Source organism: Pseudomonas sp. AC211, assembly GCF_979258055.1.
In genome coordinates this window covers 1,535,829-1,557,535 of the sequence record NZ_OZ409830.1, presented here as the reverse complement: position 1 = coordinate 1,557,535, position 21,707 = coordinate 1,535,829, and the positions used below count along the sequence as shown (strand labels likewise).

At 63.9% G+C, this 21,707-nt stretch carries 6 protein-coding genes and 2 pseudogenes; 2 read left to right on the top strand and 6 right to left on the bottom strand.

The annotated features are described in order from the left end of the window. Window positions 1–423 precede the first annotated feature (423 nt). The 3 genes and pseudogenes from ACZZZP_RS07530 to ACZZZP_RS07520 form a co-directional block, all read right to left on the bottom strand. A pseudogene (locus tag ACZZZP_RS07530) lies at window positions 424–13,356 on the bottom strand (non-ribosomal peptide synthase/polyketide synthase). Between the two features lie 53 nt (window positions 13,357–13,409). Next, window positions 13,410–14,168 carry a thioesterase II family protein gene (locus tag ACZZZP_RS07525; RefSeq protein WP_463382304.1) on the bottom strand — a complete coding sequence of 253 codons (759 nt, stop codon included), beginning with the start codon at window positions 14,166–14,168 and terminating at the stop codon, window positions 13,410–13,412. 1 nt (window position 14,169) lies between these two features. Beyond that, on the bottom strand, window positions 14,170–14,388 hold the full coding sequence (locus tag ACZZZP_RS07520) for an MbtH family protein (protein WP_463382303.1): 219 nt from the start codon (window positions 14,386–14,388) through the stop codon (window positions 14,170–14,172). Between the two features lie 254 nt (window positions 14,389–14,642). On the opposite strand from ACZZZP_RS07520, the gene ACZZZP_RS07515 reads away from it, so the two are divergent. After that, window positions 14,643–15,176 (top strand): RNA polymerase factor sigma-70, encoded by a 534-nt coding sequence (locus ACZZZP_RS07515; protein WP_122497040.1) that lies wholly within the window; start codon window positions 14,643–14,645, stop codon window positions 15,174–15,176. 61 nt (window positions 15,177–15,237) lie between these two features. Here ACZZZP_RS07515 and ACZZZP_RS07510 read toward each other — a convergent pair whose 3' ends face one another. Next, window positions 15,238–16,224: a GNAT family N-acetyltransferase gene (locus tag ACZZZP_RS07510; protein ID WP_463536412.1), complete on the bottom strand. Its 987-nt coding sequence runs from the start codon at window positions 16,222–16,224 to the stop codon at window positions 15,238–15,240. Window positions 16,225–16,365: 141 nt separating this feature from the next. On the opposite strand from ACZZZP_RS07510, the gene ACZZZP_RS07505 reads away from it, so the two are divergent. Continuing rightward, window positions 16,366–16,881 carry a DUF1993 domain-containing protein gene (locus ACZZZP_RS07505; protein ID WP_122497035.1) on the top strand — a complete coding sequence of 172 codons (516 nt, stop codon included), beginning with the start codon at window positions 16,366–16,368 and terminating at the stop codon, window positions 16,879–16,881. Window positions 16,882–17,079: 198 nt separating this feature from the next. Here the strand turns inward: ACZZZP_RS07505 and ACZZZP_RS07500 are convergent. Together ACZZZP_RS07500 and ACZZZP_RS07495 are read right to left on the bottom strand one after the other, a co-directional pair. Continuing rightward, window positions 17,080–18,536: pseudogene (locus ACZZZP_RS07500) on the bottom strand (efflux transporter outer membrane subunit). After that, window positions 18,533–21,643: a multidrug efflux RND transporter permease subunit gene (locus tag ACZZZP_RS07495; protein ID WP_463382301.1), complete on the bottom strand. Its 3,111-nt coding sequence runs from the start codon at window positions 21,641–21,643 to the stop codon at window positions 18,533–18,535. Before ACZZZP_RS07495 ends, ACZZZP_RS07500 begins: the two are co-directional and overlap by 4 nt. Window positions 21,644–21,707: the final 64 nt, after the last annotated feature.

The following is a 21,707-nucleotide window of genomic DNA, read 5'->3' as shown; positions in this document are numbered from 1 at the left end:
ATGCATATGGCACGGACGGCGGTATTCATTACCGCGTGCGCTGAACGTTTTGTTTCGCGCCTTACGCGCGAGTTTCTTTTTCCAGTCGACGAAAAAGAAACCAAAAGTCTTGCTCCTACCTTGGCCCTACGCTGCGCTCCGGGTCCCCTCGCTCCGTCGCCACCCGGGGGCCGTCACAACGGGCCATCCATGGCCCGATGTTCCTTTCGCGGCTCCCGGCCGCTCAACCCCCTACGCGTCGACTCCACTCGGCCTGCGATGAATGGGGCGGGTAGATCACAAGCTAGATCAAAAGCGGTGGATCAAAAGCCAGGTCAAAAGCCAGGTCAAAAGCTGTAGAACAACATCAAAAACTCGCGGCTAAAGCCGCTCCCACAGGGTCGGCATTGGCTTTGGGAGCGGCTGTAGCCGCGATGTTTTGATCTACATCGCTTCAAACCGCGCCATCAAATCACTCACCCGCTCGGCCTTCTGTTCCACCACGGCCTGGCTGTCCAGCCCTTCCACGTATTCGGCCAACTCGGCCACCGAGCTGCATTCGAACATGGCCCGCAGCGGCACGTTGCGTTGCAGCACGGTTTGCATCCGTGAGGCGATTTGTGTGGCGAGCAGGGAGTGCCCGCCCAGTTCGAAGAAGTTGTCGTGCACGCCGACTCGCTCAAGCTTCAGCACCTGTGCCCAGATGTCGGCCAGTTGCCTTTCAAGGTCGGTACGCGGTGCGACGTAGTGTTGGTTCGGTGCAAGCCCAAGCTCCAGAGCCGGCAAGGCGTTGCGGTCGAGTTTGCCGTTGGTGTTGAGTGGCAGGCGGTCGAGCAGTTGCCAGTGCAGCGGCACCATGTAGTCCGGCAGGTCGGCGCGTAGGCGTTGTTTGATCGGGTCGAACCACGCAGCGGGGTCATGCACGGGCGCAGTCGGCACGAGATAGCCGACCAGGTATTTGCCAGTCGGACCTTCTTGCACGGCGACGGCAGCATCTCGTACGTCGGCCTGTTCATGCAGCCGCGCTTCGATTTCGCCGAGTTCGATACGGAAGCCGCGAATTTTTACTTGATGGTCGATACGCCCAACATATTCCAGCAGGCCGTCGGCCCGACGCCGGGCCAGGTCGCCGCTGCGGTATAGGCGTTCGCCTGGGGCAAAGGGGTTGGGAACGAAGGCTTGGGCGGTGCGTTGCGGGTCGCCGACGTAGCCGCGGCCGACGCCCGTGCCGGCGATGCACAGTTCGCCTACCGCACCGAGCGGCACCAGTTCCAAGGCGTCGTCCAGCAGGTACAGGCGGTTGTTGTCGGTGGGGCTGCCGATGGGCAGGTAGGTGCTTTGGGTGGAGGCTGCATCGACGCGGAAAAACGCGACGTCATCCGAACACTCGGCCGGCCCGTAGGCGTTTACCAGGCCGACGTTGGGGTAGCGTTGCAGCCATTGGCGCGCCAGTTCCGGTGGCATCGCTTCGCCGGTGGGCAGCATCCAGCGCAGGTTTTCGAGCGGCTGGGCGATGTCTTCGGCAAGCATGCCCTGGATCAGCGACGGCACGCTTTCCAGCACGCTGATGTGCTGCTCGGCGACATGCGCCAGCAGCGCCTGCGGGTCGTGGGCGATGGTGTTGGGCACGATGGCCACGCGCGCGCCAAACAGCGGCGCGGCGAGGAATTGCCAGACGGAAATGTCGAAGCTTTGCGAGGCGGTTTGCGCGATCACATCGTCGCTGCCGAGGTTCAGGTACGGCACTTTGCTCAGTTGGTTGTTGAGCATGCCGGCCTGCTCGACCATCACGCCTTTGGGCAAACCGGTGGAGCCCGAGGTGTAGATCACGTAGGCCAGGTTGTTTGGCGCGCTGTAGATGCCGGGGTTGCGGTCCGGCCAGGCGCTTTCATGTATTTCCTCCCATACCAGCAAGCGCGGACGGCCGCCGCAGCCGAGTTCTTCCAGCAGCTGCATGGCCTGTTCGCGGCAAGCGCGGGTGCACACCAGTACCGGCGTGCGGCTCAGTTCGATGATCCGCGTCAGCCGTTGCACGGGGTGGCTGGGGTCCAGCGGCAGGTAGCCGGCGCCGGCTTTGAAGCTGCCGACGATCATGCCCAGCAGTTCCAGGCTCCGCTCGGCCAGCAGCGCTACCGGCTGGTCGAGGCGCACGCCGGCAGCAATCAAGGCGTGGCCGAGACGGTTGGCGCACCCGTTCAGTTGCTCATAGGTCCATTGCTGATCCAGGCAACTGGCGATGACGCGGTGCGGCGCGGCGGCCACCTGTGTTTCGAACAGCCGTGCGTAGCCTTGCTCCAGCGGATAGGCGCGCTCGCTGGTGTTGCAGTCGACGGTCAGCAGGCGCCGTTCGCTCTCGCCCAGTAAGGGCAGCTCGGCCATGTCGCCGTGGAAATGCTCAGCCAGGGCCAGCAGCAGCCGTTTGAATTCGGCGAGCAAGCGTTCGATGGTCGCCGCGTCGAAGTAGCGCTGATCGTAGGAAAGGTGCAGGCCCAAATCATCGCCCGGGTAACACACCACGGTGAGCGGGAAGTTGGTGTGCGTGCGGCCCGAGTCGGAGGTGGCGTTCAGGCTTTGCGCCTGGTCGAGCACGGTGGTTTCCACCGGGGCGTTTTCGAACACGAACAGGCTGTCGAACAGCGGCTGGCCTTTGGGCAATTCGCTGCATTCCTGAATTGCCACCAGCGGCAGGTATTCGTGCTCGCGCAGGTCCATGTTGCTGGCGAACAAGCCGTGCAGCCAGTCGCGCACGCTGAGCGGTTGCCCGGCGGCCGGCAGTTTCACCCGCAGGGCCACGCTGTTGATAAACAGCCCGACGGTGCGCTGCATGGCGGGCATGCCGACCGGGCGACCGGCCACCGTGACGCCAAACAGCACGTCGCGCTCGCCGCTGTAACGGCGCAGCACCAGCGCCCAGGCGGCTTGGGCAAAGGTGTTAACGGTGAGTTGGTGGCGCTGCGCCAATTCGCGCAAGTGCGCGCCTTCGCTCGGTTGCAAACGGGTGTAGCAATCGCCGACCAACATGCCGCCGTTGTCACCACTGTGGTCGTGGGCGATGGGCCGGTCGCTGGGGATATACGTGCGGCGCTCGAAGCCCGCCAGGTTGCTTTGCCACCACTGCCGCGCCTGATTGAGATCCTGGCGTTGCAGCCAGCTGATGTAGTCGCGGTAACGCGGCGCCTCGGGCAATTGCGGTGCGCGTTGTTCGCCGAGGGCGCTGTAGATTTCAAAGAAATCGCTCATCAGCAAGCCCCGGCACCAGGCGTCGATGAGGATGTGGTGGTTGCTCATCATGAACCAGTAGCGCTGCTCCTCCAGCTTGATCAGGCGCAGGTGGAAGGGCGGACGGTTGAGCAAGTCGAAGCCCGCTTCACGCTCGCGTTTGTGCAGGGCTTGCAGGCGCGTTTCATGCTCGTGTTCGGGCAAGGCGCTCCAGTCGAGCAGCTCCAGGTCGGCGGCGCCGGGTTTATGAATGATCTGCAGCATGGCCTCGCCGGCGTTCCAGGCGAACGAGGCGCGCAGCGCTTCATGGCGCGCGACCACAGCCTGCCAGGCGCGGGCGAAACGCTCAGGGTCCAGGACGCTGTTGATGCGGTAGCGATCCTGCATGTAATAGATGCCGGTGCCCGGTTCCAGCAGCGTGTGCAGCAGCAGCCCTTCCTGCATGGGCGTGAGCGGGTACAGGTCGTCGATGTCTGTGACCGGCACGGGCAGATTGTCGAGTTGGTGTTGGCTCAGGTGCGCGAGCGGGAAGTCGGAGGGCGTAAAGCCGCCATTGCCGGCTTGCAGGCAATGGTCGATGACGCTGTGCAGTTCATCGATCAGCGCCTCGGCCAACTCCTGAACCGCGCTGGCGTCGTAGCGTTCGCGGCTGAAGGTCCAGCGCAACTGCAACTCACCGTTAGACACCTGGCCGTCGATACTCAGCTCGTTGGCCAGTGGCGCCAGCGCGCTGTGGATAGCCCCGGGACTGTCTTGCAGCAAGGTGAACAGGCCATCGGTGCCGGCATCAAGTTGGCCAAGGTAGTTGAAGGTGACCCTGGCTTCGGGCAACTCGCTAATGGCGGCGCGGCTGACGGAATCGGCGAGGTAACGCAATACGCCATAGCCCAGGCCTTTGTGCGGCACGCTGCGCAGGTGTTCCTTGGTGGCTTTGATGGCGGTGGCGAGGTCGACGTGATGGTCGATGCGCAGCGGATAAGCGCTGGTAAACCAGCCGACGCTGCGGGTTAGGTCGAGGTCGTCGAATAGCGCTTCGCGGCCATGGCCTTCAAGTTGAATCAGCGCCGAAGTCTGCCCGGTCCACTGGCACAGCACGCGGCTGAGCGCGGTCAGCAGCAGGTCGTTGACCTGGGTGCGATAGGCCGCGGGCGCCTGCGTCAGCAACTGGCCGGTGCGTTCGGCACTCAGGCGCACAGTGACGGTTTCGGCATCGCGTTCAAGGTTGCTGCCCGCGCGGCGAACGCCGGGCAAATCACCGCCCCTGCCCGCCCACTTCTGCCGCTGCCACCAGCGCAGTTCTTCGCGCAGCGACTCGCTGCTGGCATAAGCGCCGAGGCGCGCGGCCCATTCGCCCATGGCGCTGGTTTTGGCCGGCAGTTGCGGTTCTGTTTTGCCGCTTAGCAACTGCTCATAAGCCGATTGCAAATCATCGAGCAGCACGCGCCACGACACGCCATCGACCACCGTGTGATGAATCGCCAGCAGCAGTTTTTGCCCGTCCACCAGAACGGCACGCAGCAGCGGGCCGCGCTCAAGGTCGAGGCTGCGCTGGGCTTTTTCAAACAGCGCGGGCGCTTGCTCGGCGCTGGTCTGCCAGAGCAGCGCGTCGTCACCGGTCTGCTCGCGGTAAAACGCGCGCCATTGGCCATCGGCATTGGTAAAGCGCAGGCGCAAGGCGTCGTGCTGCTGCACCACACGCTGCACGCTGCGCTGCAACAGGTCGGCGTCCAGCGGCTGCTGCGTGTGCAGCACCAGCGCCTGGTTCCAATGGTTGCGCTCGGCCATGTCGCGACCGAAGAACCAGTGCTGAATGGGCGTGAGTGCAGCCTCGCCGCTCAAGGCGCCCTGCTCGCTCAGCACCTGCTGCTGATGCGTGGCGACGCTGGCGAGCGCTTGCACGGTCTGGTGCTGGAACAGGTCGCGCGGGCTGAAGTGGATGCCTTGTTGGCGTGCGCGGCTGACCACTTGAATGGACAAGATCGAGTCGCCGCCCAATTCGAAAAAGTTATCCGCCAGGCCCACTTGCTGCACGTTGAGCACGTCGCGCCAGATCGCTGCCAGGCGCTGTTCCATGGCGCTGCGTGGGGCTACGAACTGCTGACGGTTTTGTTCCAGGTCGGGCGCGGGCAAGGCGCAGCGTTCGACCTTGCCGTTGGCGGTCAGCGGCAGGCTCGGCAGCAGCACGGTGAAGGTCGGCAGCATATGCTCCGGCAATTGCGCCAGCAGGTGAGCTTTGAGGCTGTCGCGCAGGGTTTGCTGGTGTTCGCTGTCGGCATCTGCCAAGCCGGTGCCGATATAGGCGACCAGCTGTTTGCCGCTGGGGCCATCCAGCGCCAGCACCACACACTCGTTGACCTCGCGGTGTTCGAGCAGGCGCGCTTCGATCTCGCCCAGCTCGATACGAAAGCCGCGCACCTTCACTTGCTGGTCGATACGGCCCACGTATTCCAGTTGCCCATCGGCGCGTTGCCGCACCAAGTCGCCGGTGCGGTACAAGCGCCCGCCTGCGCCACTGTTGGCAAACGGGTTGGGCACGAAACGCTCGGCAGTCAGGGCCGGCCGCGCGTGATAACCACGGGCCAGGCCGGCGCCGCCGATATACAGCTCGCCGGTGGAACCGGGCGGCACCAGCGCCAGATCAGCGTCCAGCACATAAGCAGTACGCGCGCCCACAACGCGGCCAATCGCCACGCTGCTGGCGCCTTCGGGCAGGTGCTCCGGCGCCAGGCTGGCGAGCGGCATCACCACCGTTTCCGTCGGCCCGTAAGCGTTGAAGAACTGCACGGGTGCGAAACCTGCGCGAATGCGTTGCAGGTGCTCGCCGGTCAGCGCCTCGCCGCCGGTAATGCACAGGCGCACCGGCAGCTGTTCGCCACGGCTGGCCAGCCATTGCGCCAACTGGCTGCCGTAGCTGGGGGTGAAGCCGAGGATGGTGACGCGGTGCTGGCGGATCAGCGTGCAGATTTCCTCGGCGCCCCATTGGCCCTGCGCCTGCAGCACCACTTCGGCGCCACACAGCAGCGGCGTGAGCAGGCGCTCGCTGGCGGCGTCGAAGTTAATGGAATACACGTGCAGCTCGCAGTCGTCGCTGCGCATGCCGAAGTGGGCAATCACCGCGCGGCAGTGCATGGCCATTTCACCGTGACTGACGGCGACGCCTTTGGGCTTGCCGGTGGAGCCGGAGGTGTAAATCAGATACGCCTGATGCAGCGGCGAGCTGAGGTCGGCCGGGGCATGGCTGGGGTAGTCGGCGAGTTTGAGTTCATCCAGGCAACCGAGCACCACATCGCCCGGCAAGTCGCCCAGCGTGGCGAGCCAGTCGGCGTGACCGAGCAGCAGCGCAATGCCGCTGTCTTCGACCATGTAATGCAGGCGCTCCGGCGGGTACTCCGGGTCCAGCGGCACATAGGCGCCGCCGGCTTTGAGAATGGCCAGCAGGCCGACGACCAAGTCGGTGGAACGCGGCAACGCCAGGCCAACCCGCACTTCCGGGCCGACGCCACTGGCGCGCAGCCAATGGGCCAGGCGGTTGGCCTGGGCGTCGAGTTCGGCGTAGGTCAGCGTGTGTTCGCCCACGCTCAGCGCCCGCGCGTCTGGTGTTGCGGCGGCTTGCGCGGCGAATAGGTGATGCACGGTCGCGTCCAGTGCGTGCTCACCGGGTTCTTCCCCGAGATTGTCTAGCAGTGCGTGCTGTTCGGCCGCCGACAGCAGCGGCAATTCGGCGAGGCGCTGCTGCGGCTGATCGACCATCGCCTGCACCAGATTGACCAGATGCTCGGCCATACGCGCGATGCGCGGCTCGTCGAACAAATCGCAGCTGTAGGTAAAGCAGCAGCCCAGGCGATGGTCGAGGTCGGTGACTTCCAGGTTGAGGTCGAACTTGGTCGCCCGCGCATCGTTGGCGAGGTATTCCACGGTCATGCCGGCCAGCGTGCGGGTTTGCTGGAATTCCCAGCGCTGCACGTTGCACATCACCTGAAACAGCGGGTTGTAGGCGGCGCTGCGTGGCGGTTGCAGCGCGTCGACCAGATGATCGAACGGCAGGTCTTGATGGGACTGGCCTTCGATAACGGTGTGGCGAACCTGTTCCAGCAATTGCTCCACGCTGAATTGTCCATCGACCTGACAACGCAGCACCTGCGTATTGAGAAACGCGCCAATCAGCCCTTCACTTTCAGGGCGAATACGGTTGGCCACCGGCGCGCCAATGCGCAAGTCAGTTTGCCCGCTGTAGCGATGCAGCAACGCGGCCAGAGCGGCGGTCATGGTCATAAATAACGTCAGGCCATGGGCGGCATTAAAGGCGCGCAAGCGTTCGGCCAACGCGGGGGCGAAGTCGAAGCGGTACAACTCGCCGCGATGACTTTGCCGCGACGGGCGCGGGCGGTCGCTGGGCAATTCGAGCACGGGGTGTTCGTGGCCGAGCTGAGCTTTCCAATAGCTGAGCTGACGGTCCCGCTCGCCGGCTTCCATCCACTGACGCTGCCACTGGCTGTAGTCGAGGTATTGCACCGGCAGCGGCGCCAATGGCGACTCGTTTCCCTGCACAAAAGCCTCGTACAACGCTGCCAGTTCACGGGCGAAAATATCCATCGCCCAGCCTTCGGTGGCGATGTGGTGCAGCGTCAGCGCCAGGTAATGCTCGTGCGCGGCGCACTTGATCAGCGTGGCGCGTAGCAGTGGTCCGGTTTCCAGATTGAAGGGCTGGTGGGCATCGGTGTCGGCGAAGTGCTGCAAGCGCTGGGTGCGCTCGGCGGCGTCGAGCGCGGAGAAATCCTGCCAACCCAGGCGCAGGTTGGACTGCGGCGAAACCTGCTGATGAGCAATGCCGTCGCTGCTCGGAAAGGTGGTGCGCAGGGTTTCGTGACGTTCGATCAGCGCCTGCAAGGCCGCCTCGAAACAGTCGACGTCTAGCGCCCCACTAAACCTGGCCAGACCGCCGACGTTGTAGGCCGGGCTGTCCGGTTCCAGTTGCCAGAGAAACCACATGCGCTGCTGCGAATAGGACAGCGGCTGCGGCTGCGTGCGGTCGAGGATGGCGATGCTCTGTTGACTGTTGCGCTGCCCGCTGGCCTGCACCGCCGCGACCTGCGCGCTAAACCCTGCAAGCGTGCTGGCTTCAAATAACGCCCGCAGCGGCAGCTCGACGTCGCAGGCCTGGCGCACGCGGGAAACGATTTGCGTGGCCACCAGAGAATGGCCGCCCAGCTCGAAGAAATCATCGGCAAGGCCAACCTGCTCAAGCCCCAGCACCTCGCGCCAGATGGCGGCGACCTGCACCTGCAACGGTGTGCTCGGCTCGATGTGTTGACGCTGCTGTACGACGGGTTCGGGCAGCGCTTGGCGATCGAGTTTGCCCGCCGGGCTCAGGGGCATTTTTGCCAGCCGCAGCAAGTGCGCCGGCACCATATAGTCCGGCAATTGCGCGGCCAGCGCGGCGAGCAACCGGGCGGATTGTTCGGCCTCGTTTTCAGCCGTGGTGCCGGTGTAATAGCCGACCAGTTGCGCGCCGGCATGGCCTTCGCGAACGAACACCACGGCCTGCCCAACGCCAGCCTCGGCCAGCAGCCGCGCCTGAATCTCTTCCGGCTCGATGCGAAAACCGCGCAGCTTCACTTGCTGGTCAAGACGGCCCAAATACTCCAGCGCGCCATCGGCGCCCCAGCGCGCCTGGTCGCCGGTGCGGTACAAGCGCGCCCGGCTCGCCCAGCGGATCGGCGACAAAGCGCTCGGCCGTCAGCCCCGGCGCCCGAGGTAGCCGCGGGCCAGGCCGGCGCCACCAATGCACAGCTCGCCGGCAACGCCGACGGGCACCGGTTGCAGCTCGGCATCCAGCACATGGCAACTCACATTGCCCAACGGCCGGCCGATGGGCGAGCGCTCGCCGTCGCCGATCTGGCAGTGCCAATGGGTGACGTTGATAGCGGTTTCGGTCGGGCCGTAGCGGTTGTGCAACGCCACCTGTGGCAACGCCGCCAAGACGCGGTCACGCAAGGCAGCGGGCAAGGCTTCGCCACCGCTGAACAGTCGGCGCAGGCTGGTGCACTGCGTCACATCCGGCTCCTGCACAAACAGCTGCAGCAGCGGCGGCACGAAGTGCAAGGTGGTCACGCCAAACTCGCGCACCAGCTGCACCAGGCGCTGAGGATCGCGGTGCTCGCCGGGCGCGGCCAGCAGCAAGCGGGCGCCAGTAATCAGCGGCCAGAAGCATTCCCACACCGATACATCGAAACTCACCGGCGCCTTTTGCATCAGCACATCGCTGGCATCCAGCGCGTAGGTGCGTTGCATCCAGTTCAGGCGCTCGGCCAGCGCTGCGTGGGTAACGCCGACGCCCTTGGGTTGGCCGGTGGAACCGGAGGTGTAAATCACATAGGCCAGGTTGTCACCGCTCACGCCCGACACCAGCGCGGCGCAGGGCTCGCTGTCCTCCTCCAGCGCGTCCAGCTCCAGCACTTGAATGCCGCTCGGCACGGCCAGGGTTTGTGCGAGGTGACGTTGCGTCAGCAGCAGCTTCGCGCCACTGTCGTGGAGCATGAACGCCAGGCGCTCGGCCGGATAATCGGCATCCAGCGGCACATAGGCGCCGCCGGCTTTGATGATCGCCAGCAAGCCGATCAGCAACTGCGGCGAGCGTTCGGCGGCAATGGCGACGCACACATCCGCGCCAACGCCGAGGCCGCGCAACCTGTGGGCCAGGCGGTTGGCCTGGGCGTGCAAGTCTGCGTAACTCAGGCTGCCGTTTTGCCAGAGCAGCGCCGTGTGCTCGGCGTTGTAGTGCGCCAGCCATTCGGGCAGCAATTGCTGAGCTGTCGGCATCGGCGCACGACTCCACTCGGCCAGTTGCTGCTGTTCGGCGGCGCTGATTATTTCCAACGCGCCGAGGTTGATGTCTGGCTGCTCCGCCACCTGCTGCAACAAGCTGACCATACGCTCGGCGAGGCGCTCGATGCTGGCAGCGTTGAACAGTTCGTCGGCATAGTCGAATGCCAACGTCAGGCGCCCACGGGCGTCTTCTTCGCTGTGCAGTTGCAAGTCGAACTTGGCTTCGCGGCTGTGCCACGGCAGTTCCTGGGCGAGCAAACCGGGCAGCCGACGCAGGCTGCCGAGGTCGCGCTGCTGGTGGTTGAACATCACCTGAAACGGCGTTTCGCCACCGAGCGCGTGCACCACCTGATCGAACGGCACGTCTTGATTGGCTTGTGCGTGCAAGGTGGCGGCGCGGGTGTTTTCCAGCACGTCGGTGAAGCGCTGGCGGGGGTCGAGCTGGGCGCGCAGCACCAGCGTGTTGATAAAGAAGCCGAGCAAACCCTGGGTTTCCAGGCGCTGACGGTTGGCGCCGGGCACGCCGATGCGCACGTCGGTTTGCCCGGTATGACGCAGCAGCAGGGTTTGGAAACTGGCGAGCAGCAGCATAAACAGCGTGGCGTTCTGGCCGTTGGCGACCTGGCGCAGGCGCTGGCTCAGGGCGTCGTCCAGCTTGAAGCGATAACGCGCGGCACTGTGGCGGCGCTGGTGGCTGCGGGGTTGGTCGAGGGGCAATTGCAGGGCCGGCGCCTCATCGGCCAGGTGCGCAGCCCAATAGTCGAGCTGGCGCTGCCCTTCCCCGCTTGCCAGCCACTGGCGCTGCCAACTGGCGAAGTCGGCGTAGCCCAGCGGCAGCACCGGCAAGTCGGCCGGCCGGCCGCCGCAGGCTTCGGCGTACAGGCGGGCAAATTCGTCGAGCAGAATATTCAGCGACCAACCGTCGGCCACGATGTGGTGCAGGGTTACCATCAACTGCTGCTCATCATCGGCGAGGCGCAACAGCGTCACGCGCAGCAGCGGGCCGGTGGTGAGGTTGAACGGTGCGCTGGCCTCCTGCTCCCGTTCGCGGGCGGCCTGCTCGGTTTGCGCAGTGCCGCTCAGGTGGCGAAGGTCGATATCCCGAACGTGCAGCGTGGCATCGGGCTGCACGCGTTGCAGGGCCTGGCCGTCGCGCTCGAGGAACACCGTGCGCAGCGCTTCGTGGCGCTGAATCAGGCGCGCAAAGCTGGCGTGCAGGGCGTGGTCATCCACTTCGCCGCGCAGGTGCAGGCCGCCCGGAATGTTGTAGGCGGCGCTGGTGGGGTTCAGTTGCCAGAGGAACCACAGGCGATTTTGTGCGGGCGATTGCGGCAGATCCTGGTTGCGCGATAGCCGGGTTATCGCATCGACTTTGCCGCCGCCGAGGGCGATGTGTTCGGCCACGTTGTGGGTAAAGCCAGCAAGGTTTGGGCTTTCAAACAAGTCGCGCAATTGCAGGTTGATGCCCAGCTGTTCACGCAACTGAGCCATAACCTGCGCGGCAGAAATTGAGTCGCCGCCGAGCAGGAAAAAGTTGTCGGCGCCGCTGACGCTAGGTACGTGCAGATGCTCGGCCCAGACGGCAGCGATCTGTTGTTCAAGCCCTGCGGCACCTGGCGTTTCGCCCGTTTTCTTGGCTTCAGCCGAGGGAAAATGCGCGTAGCTGTCGAGGCTGCCATCGGCCAGGCCGAGCGCGCACGCCGAACGCTGCAACTTGCCGCTGGAGGTTTTCGGCAAGGCGCCGGGGTTGAGCAACACCACCGCCTGCGGCGCTTGCTGATACGCCCCGGCGACGGCCTGGCGAATGGCATTTATTACCTCGTCGGCGGGCACATTTTTCTGCACGCTGCGGCCGATTTCGGCGGCGACGCCGATGCCCTCTTCGCCGTTATGGCGCGCGGCAAACGCCGCCACCCGCCCTTTGCGCACATGGGCCACTTCGGTTTCGACGGTGCGCTCGATGTCCTGCGGGTACAGGTTTTGGCCGCGCACGATCAGCATGTCTTTCAGCCGACCGCTGACAAAAAGCTCGCCGTTGCGCAAGGCGCCGAGGTCGCCGGTGCGCAGCCAGGTTTGGCCGTCTTGCTGGATAAATGTCTCGGCGCTGGCGTGCGCATTGCGCCAGTAACCGTGGGCGATGCTCGGGCCGCTGGCCCAGATTTCGCCGACCTGGTTGTCGCTCAGCACGGCGCCGCTGACGGGTTCGACAATGCGCACCTCGTGCAACGGCCGCACGCTGCCGCAGCTGAGCAAAACGCCGTCGCCGCCCGCTGCAATGCGCTGTTGCGCCAAGGCTTGAGCGCTCACGCCCAGGGCGGCGATGCCCTGCCCGCGCGTGCCGCTGGTGACATACAAGGTGGCCTCGGCCAGCCCGTAGCAGGCGAGGTAGCTGCTGGCGGAAAAACCGCTGGCCACAAACTTCTCGGCAAAGCGCTCGAGGCTGTCCTGGCGGATCGGTTCCGAGCCGGAAAACGCCACGCGCCAGCGACTCAGATCAAGCGCGGCCAAAGCGGATGCGCTGACCCGTTCGCTGCACAGGCGATAGGCGAAATCCGGCCCGCCACTGACCGTGCCGCCGTAACGGCTCATGGCTTCCAGCCAACGCACCGGCCGTTCGAGGAATGATTTGGGCGACATCAACACGCACGGCACGCCGCTGAAGATCGGTTGCAGCAGGCCGCCGATCAGGCCCATGTCGTGGTACAGCGGCAGCCAGCTGACGATCACATCGTCGGCCTGAATGCCGAAGCCTTGGCGAATTAGCAGCTCGTTGGCGATCAGATTGCCATGGGTGACTTGCACGCCTTTGGGCAGCGCCGTGGAGCCGGAGGTGTATTGCAAAAAGGCGATGTCGTTCTCCGCGAAGTCAGGCGCTTGCCAATGATTGGCGAGGGTCGGATCCAGGGTGTCGACCAGCAGCAACGCAGGTGCGTTATCGAGGTGTTGCAAGGTGGCGCGCCCGTCGCTACTGGTGAGCAGCACGCTGGGTTCGGCGTCGGCCAGAATCGACAGCAAGCGTAGCTGATGCTGGTGGCGCGACGATTCAGGCGGATACGCCGGCACGGCAATCACACCGGCGTACAGGCAGCCAAAAAATGCGGCGACGTAATCCGGTCCGCTGGGGAACAGCAGCACCGCGCGGTCGCCCCGGCTGGTTTGCGCTTGCAATGCGGCGGCGATAGTACGCGCGCGCCCGTCGAGTTCGGCGTAGGTGAGCACCACGCCTTCGCCATCGTCGCCGTCCAGAAAACGCAGGGCCAGGGCGTGCGGCTGCTCGGCGGCGCGGCGTTGCAAAGCGTGAACCAGAGTGCGGGGACGTTCGAACGAAGGCATGGCGGAATCCTGCTGAAATCGGGCGGGCGGCGGACGGAGCGTTGGGGTTTCGGTTAACTGGCTACGCGGGGAGCGGGCCGGGGCTGTTGCGCGCGATGGCGCAGCAGGTGTTGCTCGGCGTAACGGCGGACGCAGCGCAGCAACGGCGCTTCCTCGGTCTGCAAAAAGAAGTGGCCGCCGCTGAACATATCGAGGGAAAAGCCGCTGGCGGTTTCGCATTGCCAATCGAGCAACTCATCGACGCTGATGCTGTCGTCTTTGCCGCCGAACACATGGATCGGCGCTTGCAGCGGCGCGCGCTCGGCGTACTGGTAACTGCCGGCGACGAGAAAGTCGGCGCGCAGAATCGGCAGCATCAGGCCGAGCAATTCCTGGTTGGCCAAGGCGTCTTCGGGCGTGCCTTGCAGGCTGCGCAATTTAGCCACCAGCTCGGCATCGGACTTGGCCTCGCGGTACTCGCTGACATCACGCCGCGCCGGGCCGGCGGTGGCTGACACCAGCACGCACAGCGGCTCGGGCAGGCCTCGGGCTTTCAACGCGTGCACCAGTTCAAAGGCCAGCAAGCCGCCGAGGCTGTGGCCGAACAGGGCGTACGGCGCGGTGAGGTCGAGCGCAATTTCGTCGGCGAGCTGGTTGATCAGCGCATTGAGATTGCGCTGTAAGGGCTCGTCCATGCGCAGGCCGCGGCCGGGCAATTCCAGCGGCTGAACGTGCAGCCATTCGGGCAGCCGTTTGCGCCAGCGGTGGTAGAACATGGCGCTGGCGCCGGAGTACGGCAGGCACAGCAAACGCAGGGTGGCGGGCGCGCTCATGTCAGGCGCTCACGGCGTCCTGGTCCATCTTCTGGCGCAGGCTCAGGGGGCGCATGTCGGTCCAGTGCTGCTCGATGTACGCCAGGCACTCTTTCTTCAAACCGCTCATGCCCACGATGCGCCAGCCGGCAGGAATGGCTTTGTAATCGGGCCACAACGAGTACTGCTCTTCGTCGTTGATCACCACTTGGAAAATCACGTCATCACGATCGAACACCATGGTCGCTCTCCGTTGCGCCCGTGCCGGTTGCGCGGGCCTTCACAGTGGAGAACGGACGGCAGCGGAAAATAATTAGCGGATTTCGACGGGTGTTTTTGCCACGCCAACATCACGTTCAGGTCACGGTTTTGCGACGAGACGAAATCTATTATCTCTCGCAATTGACAATCATTATCATTGGACATAGTTTGTTACCCCGCTCGCAGGCAGCCTTCTGCAAGCGCTTAACTGCCCCCGGTAGCAAGGTGAATTCCATGACGGAACAACTGTCCACAAGCAGGTGCGATACACCCCTATTCCAAGCATTCGTTGATAACCGCTCGATTCTGGTCAAGGTGGCCACGCGCATTACGGGCTGTCGTTCACGCGCCGAAGACGTGGTGCAAGACGCCTATTTCAGGCTGCATTCGGCACCACAGATCACCTCGTCATTCAAAGCTCAGTTGAGCTATCTTTTCCAGATCGTGCGCAATCTGGCCATCGACCATTACCGCAAAAACGCGCTCGAACAGCGCTACGCCGGCAGCGAAGAAGAAGGCATGAATGTGGTCAACCACAACGCCTCGCCCGAAGCCCTGCACATCAACTACGCAACCCTGGAACACATCGCCGACGCCCTCGGCCAGCTGCCCAGCCGCACCCGCTACGCCTTCGAAATGTACCGCCTGCACGGCGTGCCGCAGAAAGACATCGCCAAGGAATTGGGCGTGTCGCCGACGTTAGTGAATTTCATGATTCGCGATGCGTTGGTGCATTGCCGCAAAGTCAGCAAAGACGCGGCGGCCTGATCCGGCTTCGTTGGGCTTCGCTGCGCTAAGCGAAGCCCTTCGCGATCAACGCACCACCGCTTCAGCGCAACACACACCGATCAAAAAACCGCTCGCGCTCGATACTCATCAGGGCGGCGCGTTTGTGTGGGAAATCGAATTCCTTTTCGCAGTGAAATCCGGCGCTGTGCATGTGGCCGATCATGCGGGCGTTGTCGGCGCGCGGTTCGGCGACGATGCGCTGGGTGCTTGGGTCGTCGAGGAATAGAAAGTGCGTGAGCGCGGTCAGCCAGCTCGCCACTTTGTGCGGCCCGCGATGGTTTTCCTCGCCCACCAGCATGTGGATGCCACGGTCGTAATCGCCGGCCGAATAGAAGGGCGCGATGCGATCTTCCTTGGCCCAATAGGCTTCGAAATAGGCGAACGGTTGGTCGTCAAAACTGCCGATCAGCGTCAGCGTGTGCGGGTCGCGGTCGAGCTTTTCCAGGTACTGGCGATGCTGCTCCAGCGTGCCGCTTTCCTGCCAGAATTCAGCTACGCGCGGGCTGTTCTGCCAGCGGCTGAAGCGCGCAAGGTCGGTTTCAATATCCAGCGCGCGCAGGGAAATCCAACTGCCCAAGCGCGCGTCGAAACGCCGGTACAAATCGCCTGTCGGCTTTGGCGGTCGACGTGGGTGGCGTTTGCCGTCGCTGATGATCATCTGCTGCGGATACGCGGCGCCTTGCCCGCTCAGTAGCCACGGTTCAGCCAGTTGCCAAAACGTGGTGCGCGCGGTGGTAAGCGCGCCATCGGCCGCGCGAATCAGCAGGCCGCTGTGCAGCGCGTCCATCGGCGCTGCGGGGAGTTCCCAGCTCACTGACTGGCACGCCTCGTCGCGGGCAAACAGCCAATAGCTGACCCACAACAACGCCGGCGCTGACAAGGCTTCACAGGCGCTTACCTGCAACCGCTCACCAGGGCGAACGCGCACGCGAATCGGCTCATGTAAATCCAGCTGCAGATGCAACGAGCCGGTGCTTTCGTCGCCGTGCAGGCATTGGCCGTTGGGGAGTGGCAGGGTGTGCATCATGGGGTGGCTCGCGTAGAGGTTGGTGACCGTGTGACGTCAAAACCCGCGAGAAATTTAGGTGCAGTGCACGCGCGGCCGGTATCAGGCCACGCAACAAAGCCGGCGCGCGTATACTCGCGCCACCTTCAACCGGAGACTGCCATGACCATTTCTCTGTACGCCGCATCCGTTCCCGTTTTCAAGCAAATGCTCACCAGCCTCAGCGCCGTGCTGAGCAAGGCTGAAGCCCACGCCACCGCCAAAAATATCGACCCGGCTGCCCTGCTCCAGGCCCGCCTGTTCCCCGACATGTTTCCCCTAACCCGCCAAGTACAAATCGCCTGCGACTTCGCCCGTGGCGTGCCGTCGCGTCTGGCTGGCGTAGATGTGCCCAAGCATGACGACGTGGAAACCACGTTCGAGCAGTTGCAAGCCCTGCTGAAAGAAACCCTGGAGTACCTGGGCACGTTTACCCCGGCTCAGGTCGATGGCAACGAAGAGCGCGAGATCCTCACCCGTCCGGGCACGCCGAAAGAGCGCAAATTCACTGGCCAGTCGTATTTGCTGACTTACGGTCTGCAGCACTTCTTCTTCCACGTGACCACCGCCTATGCGCTGCTGCGTCATAACGGCGTGGAAGTGGGCAAGATGGATTATGTGGGTCAGCCGCAGGCATAAATCGCACCCTGAGATCGTCCGCTTTTGTAGGAGCTCACCTGGTGGCGAACCCTGGAAACGAAGGTCGAGAATTTCGTTTCCAGGGTTCGCTAGCAAGCCAGCTCCTACGGGGCGGTGTGCTGGTTTGTGATCTGGGTACGCAGGCTCGGCCAATCGCGGCTAAAGCCGCTCCCACAGGTGCACACAACGAGGGAGCTTTTACTCCTTCTCCCCCAACTGCTGCACATTCCACCCCCCGCCCATCGCAGCAATCAGCTGCACACTTGCGGTCAGCCGACTGCCCTGCAACGTCAGCACCGTGCGCTCGTTCGACAGCGCGGTGGTTTGCACGGTTACGACATCCGAGAAGTCCACCGTTCCGGCTTTGTATTGGTTGAGCATCAACCGCAGCGATTCACGCGCGGAGTCGAGCGCTTCCTGCTGCACCACGTTTTCTTCTTTGAGCACGTCGAGCTGAACCAGGTAGTCCTCCACTTCGCGAAAGCCGGTCAGCACGCTCAAGCGATAGGCGGCCACGGTGGCGTCGTAGCTGGCTTCGGCCTGTTCGACGCGCGAGCTGATCAAACCGCCGTCGAACAAGGTCATGGCGAAGTCGGGGCCGATGGACCAGTAGCGGTTCGGCGTGGTCAGTAGTTGCGAGAGGCTGTCGTTGCGATAGCCGCCGCTGGCGCCAAGGGTGATGTCCGGGTAGTACGCGGCTTTGTTCACGCCGATAAGCGCGTTGGCGGCGACCACGTCACGCTCGGCCGAGGCAATGTCGGGACGGCGTTGTAGCAGTTGTGAGGGCACGCTGGCAGGAATAGCCGGCAAGCCTGGAATGTCGTTTGTCTCGGCCAGTTGGAAGCTCGACGGCGGTTCACCCACCAGCACGGCGATGGCGTTTTCCAGTTGCGCGCGTTGGTATTTCAGGTCGATGGCTTGGGCCTGGGTGGTTTTCACCTGAGTGCGAGCCTGGGCCACGTCGGCCTTGGTGACGATGCCGGCGCGGTATTGGTTTTCGGCAAGCTTGAAGGCTTTTTCGTAGGCCGAGACGGTGTCGTCGAGCAGGCGTTTCTGCGCGTCGATCACCCGCAGTTGCAGGTAGTTCTGCGCCAGTTCCGACTGCTGGCTGAGTTTGGTTGCGGCCAGGGTGGCTTGGCTGGCAGCGGCACTGGCGCTGTCCGATTCCAGTTGGCGGCGCAGTTTGCCCCACAGGTCGAGTTCCCAACTCACGCCCAGGCTGGCCTGGTAGCTGTCGCTGATGCCGCCGGAGCTGCCGCTGCTCACCGTCGAGCCGTCAGACAACGACACCGTGCCGCCACCGCCCGTGGCCTGGCCCGAGCGGGTTTTGCTGAAGGCGGCGCTCAGGCTCGGAAAGAACGAGCGCGCGCGCCGCGTGCCAGGGCCTGGGCCTGACGATATTGGGCTTCAGCCTGGGCCAGGGTCTGGTTGGAGGTTTCCAGACGCTGTTGCAGTTGGTTCAGCGTCGGGTCGCCGTACAGCTCCCACCAGGCGCCACGGTTCAAGGCATCGCTGGGCGCGGCCTGGGTCCACCCGGCCTGGTATTTGAAGCCAGCAGGCACGGCCACTTCTGGCTGCTCATAGTCCGGGCCCACGGCGCAACCGGCCACAGCCACGGCCACCGCGAGCAACAGGCTGCGCGAATACAGGCTCATAACGAAGTCTCCAACGAAGCATCAGTGCGCACGCCTCTGCGGCGGTTAACCCAGTGGCGCAAACGATCCAGGTACAGGTACACCACGGGCGTGGTGTACAGGGTGAGCAATTGGCTGGCGATCAGGCCGCCGACGATGGTGATGCCCAGCGGCCGGCGCAAACCGGCGTCGCCGCCGATGCCGAAAATCAGCGGCAGCGCGCCCAGCAGGGCCGCCAGCGTGGTCATCATGATCGGCCGGAAGCGTTTCACGCAGGCTTCCAGAATCGCTTCGCGCGGGCTCATGCCCAGGCGCCGCTCGGCTTCCAGGGCAAAATCGATCATCAGAATGGCGTTTTTCTTGACGATGCCGATCAGCAAAATAATGCCGATCAAGGCGATCAAACTCAGCTCGCTGCGGCACAAAATCAGCGCCAGCAACGCGCCAACGCCAGCCGACGGCAACGTCGACAAAATGGTCAGCGGGTGCACATAGCTCTCGTACAAAATGCCCAGCACGATGTACACCGCCACCAGCGCCAGCAGGATCAGCCACGGCATGTTGTTTTGCGTGTCTTGCACGGCGCCGGCATTGCCTTCGAACGTGGCTTGCACGTCGAGCGGCAATTGCAGCGGTTCGATGGCGGCCATGATCGCTTCGCGGGTCGGGCCGATCTGCGCGCCGGGCGCCAGGTTGAACGACAGCGTGATCGCCGCGAACTGGCCCTGGTGGTTGACCGACAACGGCGCCGAACTCGGCTCGAAGTAGCTGAACTCGGCCAGCGGTACACTCTGCCCGTCGCTGCCCAGCACGTACACCTGGCGCAGAATTTCCGGGCTCTGCTGGTACTTCGAGCCCACTTCCATAACCACGTGATACTGGTTTAGCGGGTTGTAGATATTGGCGATCTGCCGTTGGCCAAACGAGTTGTTCAGCACCTCGTCGACCAGCGCCATGTTCACGCCCAGCGTGGCGGCGCGGTCGCGATCTACCACCAGCCGGCTTTGCACGCCTTTGTCTTGCGAGTCGCTGTTAAGGTCCACCACTTGCGGCAGCTTGCGCATCGCCGCTTCCACTTTCGGCGCCCACTGGCGCAGCAGCGTGAGATCGTCGCTGCGCAAGGTAAATTGGTTGCTGGCGTTGCTATCACGCCCGCCCAGGCGCACGTCCTGGCCGGCGTTCAGGTACAGCGCGGCACCGGGAATCTCCGCCAGTTTGGGGCGCAGGCGGGCGAGGATGGTGTCGACATCGTCGCGCTCGCCAATCGGTTTCAACGTGACGAAAAACGAGCCGGTGTTGCTCGACTGCCAGCGCCCGCCGCCAAGAAAGCCCACCACGTTTTCGATGTCCGGATCAGCGCTGAGAATGGCGCGGAACTTGGCCATCTTCGCCTGCAATCCCTGGAACGAAATGCTCTGGTCGGCGATGGCATAGCCGCGCAACCGCCCCGAGTCCTGCGCCGGCAGAAAGCCCTTGGGCACCACCACGAACAGGTAAACGTTGAGCACGATGCAGGCGAACATAATCACCATCATCAGCCGCGAGTGCGCCAGCGCCCATTCCAGGCTGGCCTTGTAGCGCGCCATCAATTTCTGGAAGCGTTGGCTTTCAGGCTTCGGCTCGGCGACCGGCGCGTTTTTATCGCGGGCCTTGAGCAGACGTGCGCAGAGCATGGGCGTGAGGGTGAGGGACACCAGCAACGACACCAGAATCGCCGCCGACAAGGTCACGGAAAACTCGCGGAACAGCCGACCAATAATCCCGCCCATCAGCAGAATGGGGATAAACACCGCCACCAACGACAAGGTCATCGACAGCACGGTAAAGCCCACTTCGCGCGCGCCATGAATGGACGCCTCCAGCGGCGACTCGCCTTCCTCGATGCGCCGGGCAATGTTCTCGACCACCACAATGGCGTCGTCCACCACAAAGCCCGTGGCGACAATCAGCGCCATCAGCGACAGGTTATTCAGCGAGAAGCCGCACAGGTACATCACCGCGAAGGTGCCCACCAGCGACACCGGCACCGCCAAGGCGGGAATCAGCGTGGCGCGCGGGCTGCGCAGGAACATATAGACGACCAGGATCACCAGCAGCACCGAAATGATCAGGGTGATTTCCGCTTCATCCAGCGAGGCGCGAATACTCGGGCTGCGGTCGTCCATTACCGACAACTGCACCTTGGGGCCGATCAACTCCTGCAATTCAGGCAGCAGTGCATGGATGGCGTCGGTGGCTTCGATAATGTTGGCGCCCGGCTGGCGGGTGACGATCAGCAGCACCGCCGGATTGGGCCCGGAGAAGCCCGCGTTGCGCACGTCTTCCACCGCATTGCTGACCTCGGCGATATCGCCCAAGCGCACCGCCGCGCCGGTTTCAGCGTTGTAGTGAACGATAACGGGCAGGTATTCGCTGGCCTTGCGCAGCTGGTCATTGGCGTCCACTTGCCATTGCTTGGTGGCGCCGTCGATGGAGCCTTTCGGGCCGTTGGAATTGGTGTTGGCAATGGCCGTGCGCACGCTGTCCAGAGAGATGCCGTACTTGTTCAGCGCATCCGGATTGACGTCGACCCGCACCGCGGGCAACGAGCTACCGCCGATGCTGACCTGGCCAATGCCCTTGACCTGCGCCAGGCGCGGCGACACCAGGGTTGAGGCCATGTCATACATTTCGCCACGGGTGTAGCTCTCGGACGTGAGCGTTAGCACCATCACCGGCATGTCGGACGGGTTGGCCTTGCGGTACGACGGCAAGCTCGGCATGCCGCTGGGCAGCAGGCTGCTGGCCGCGTTGATGGCGGCCTGCACTTCTCGGGCGGCACCGTCGATGTCTTTCTCCAGGGAGAACTGCACGATCACCGTGGTCGAGCCCAGCGAGCTGCTGGAGGTCATTTCGGTGATGCCGGCAATGCGCCCGAGCGCCCGTTCCAGAGGTGTGGCAACCGAGGTGGCCATGGTTTCCGGACTGGCGCCAGGCAACGAGGCGCTGATCATGATGGTCGGAAAATCCACCGACGGCAGCGGCGCCACCGGCAGCAGATTGAACGACAACCAGCCGGCCAACAGCAGCGCCAACGTGAGCAGCGTGGTGGCGACGGGGCGGCGGATGAAGGGGGTGGAGATGCTCATTGGGGGAGCACCGTTTGCCTTGCCCTCACCCCCAACCCTCTCCCGCGCGCGGGAGAGGGAGCAG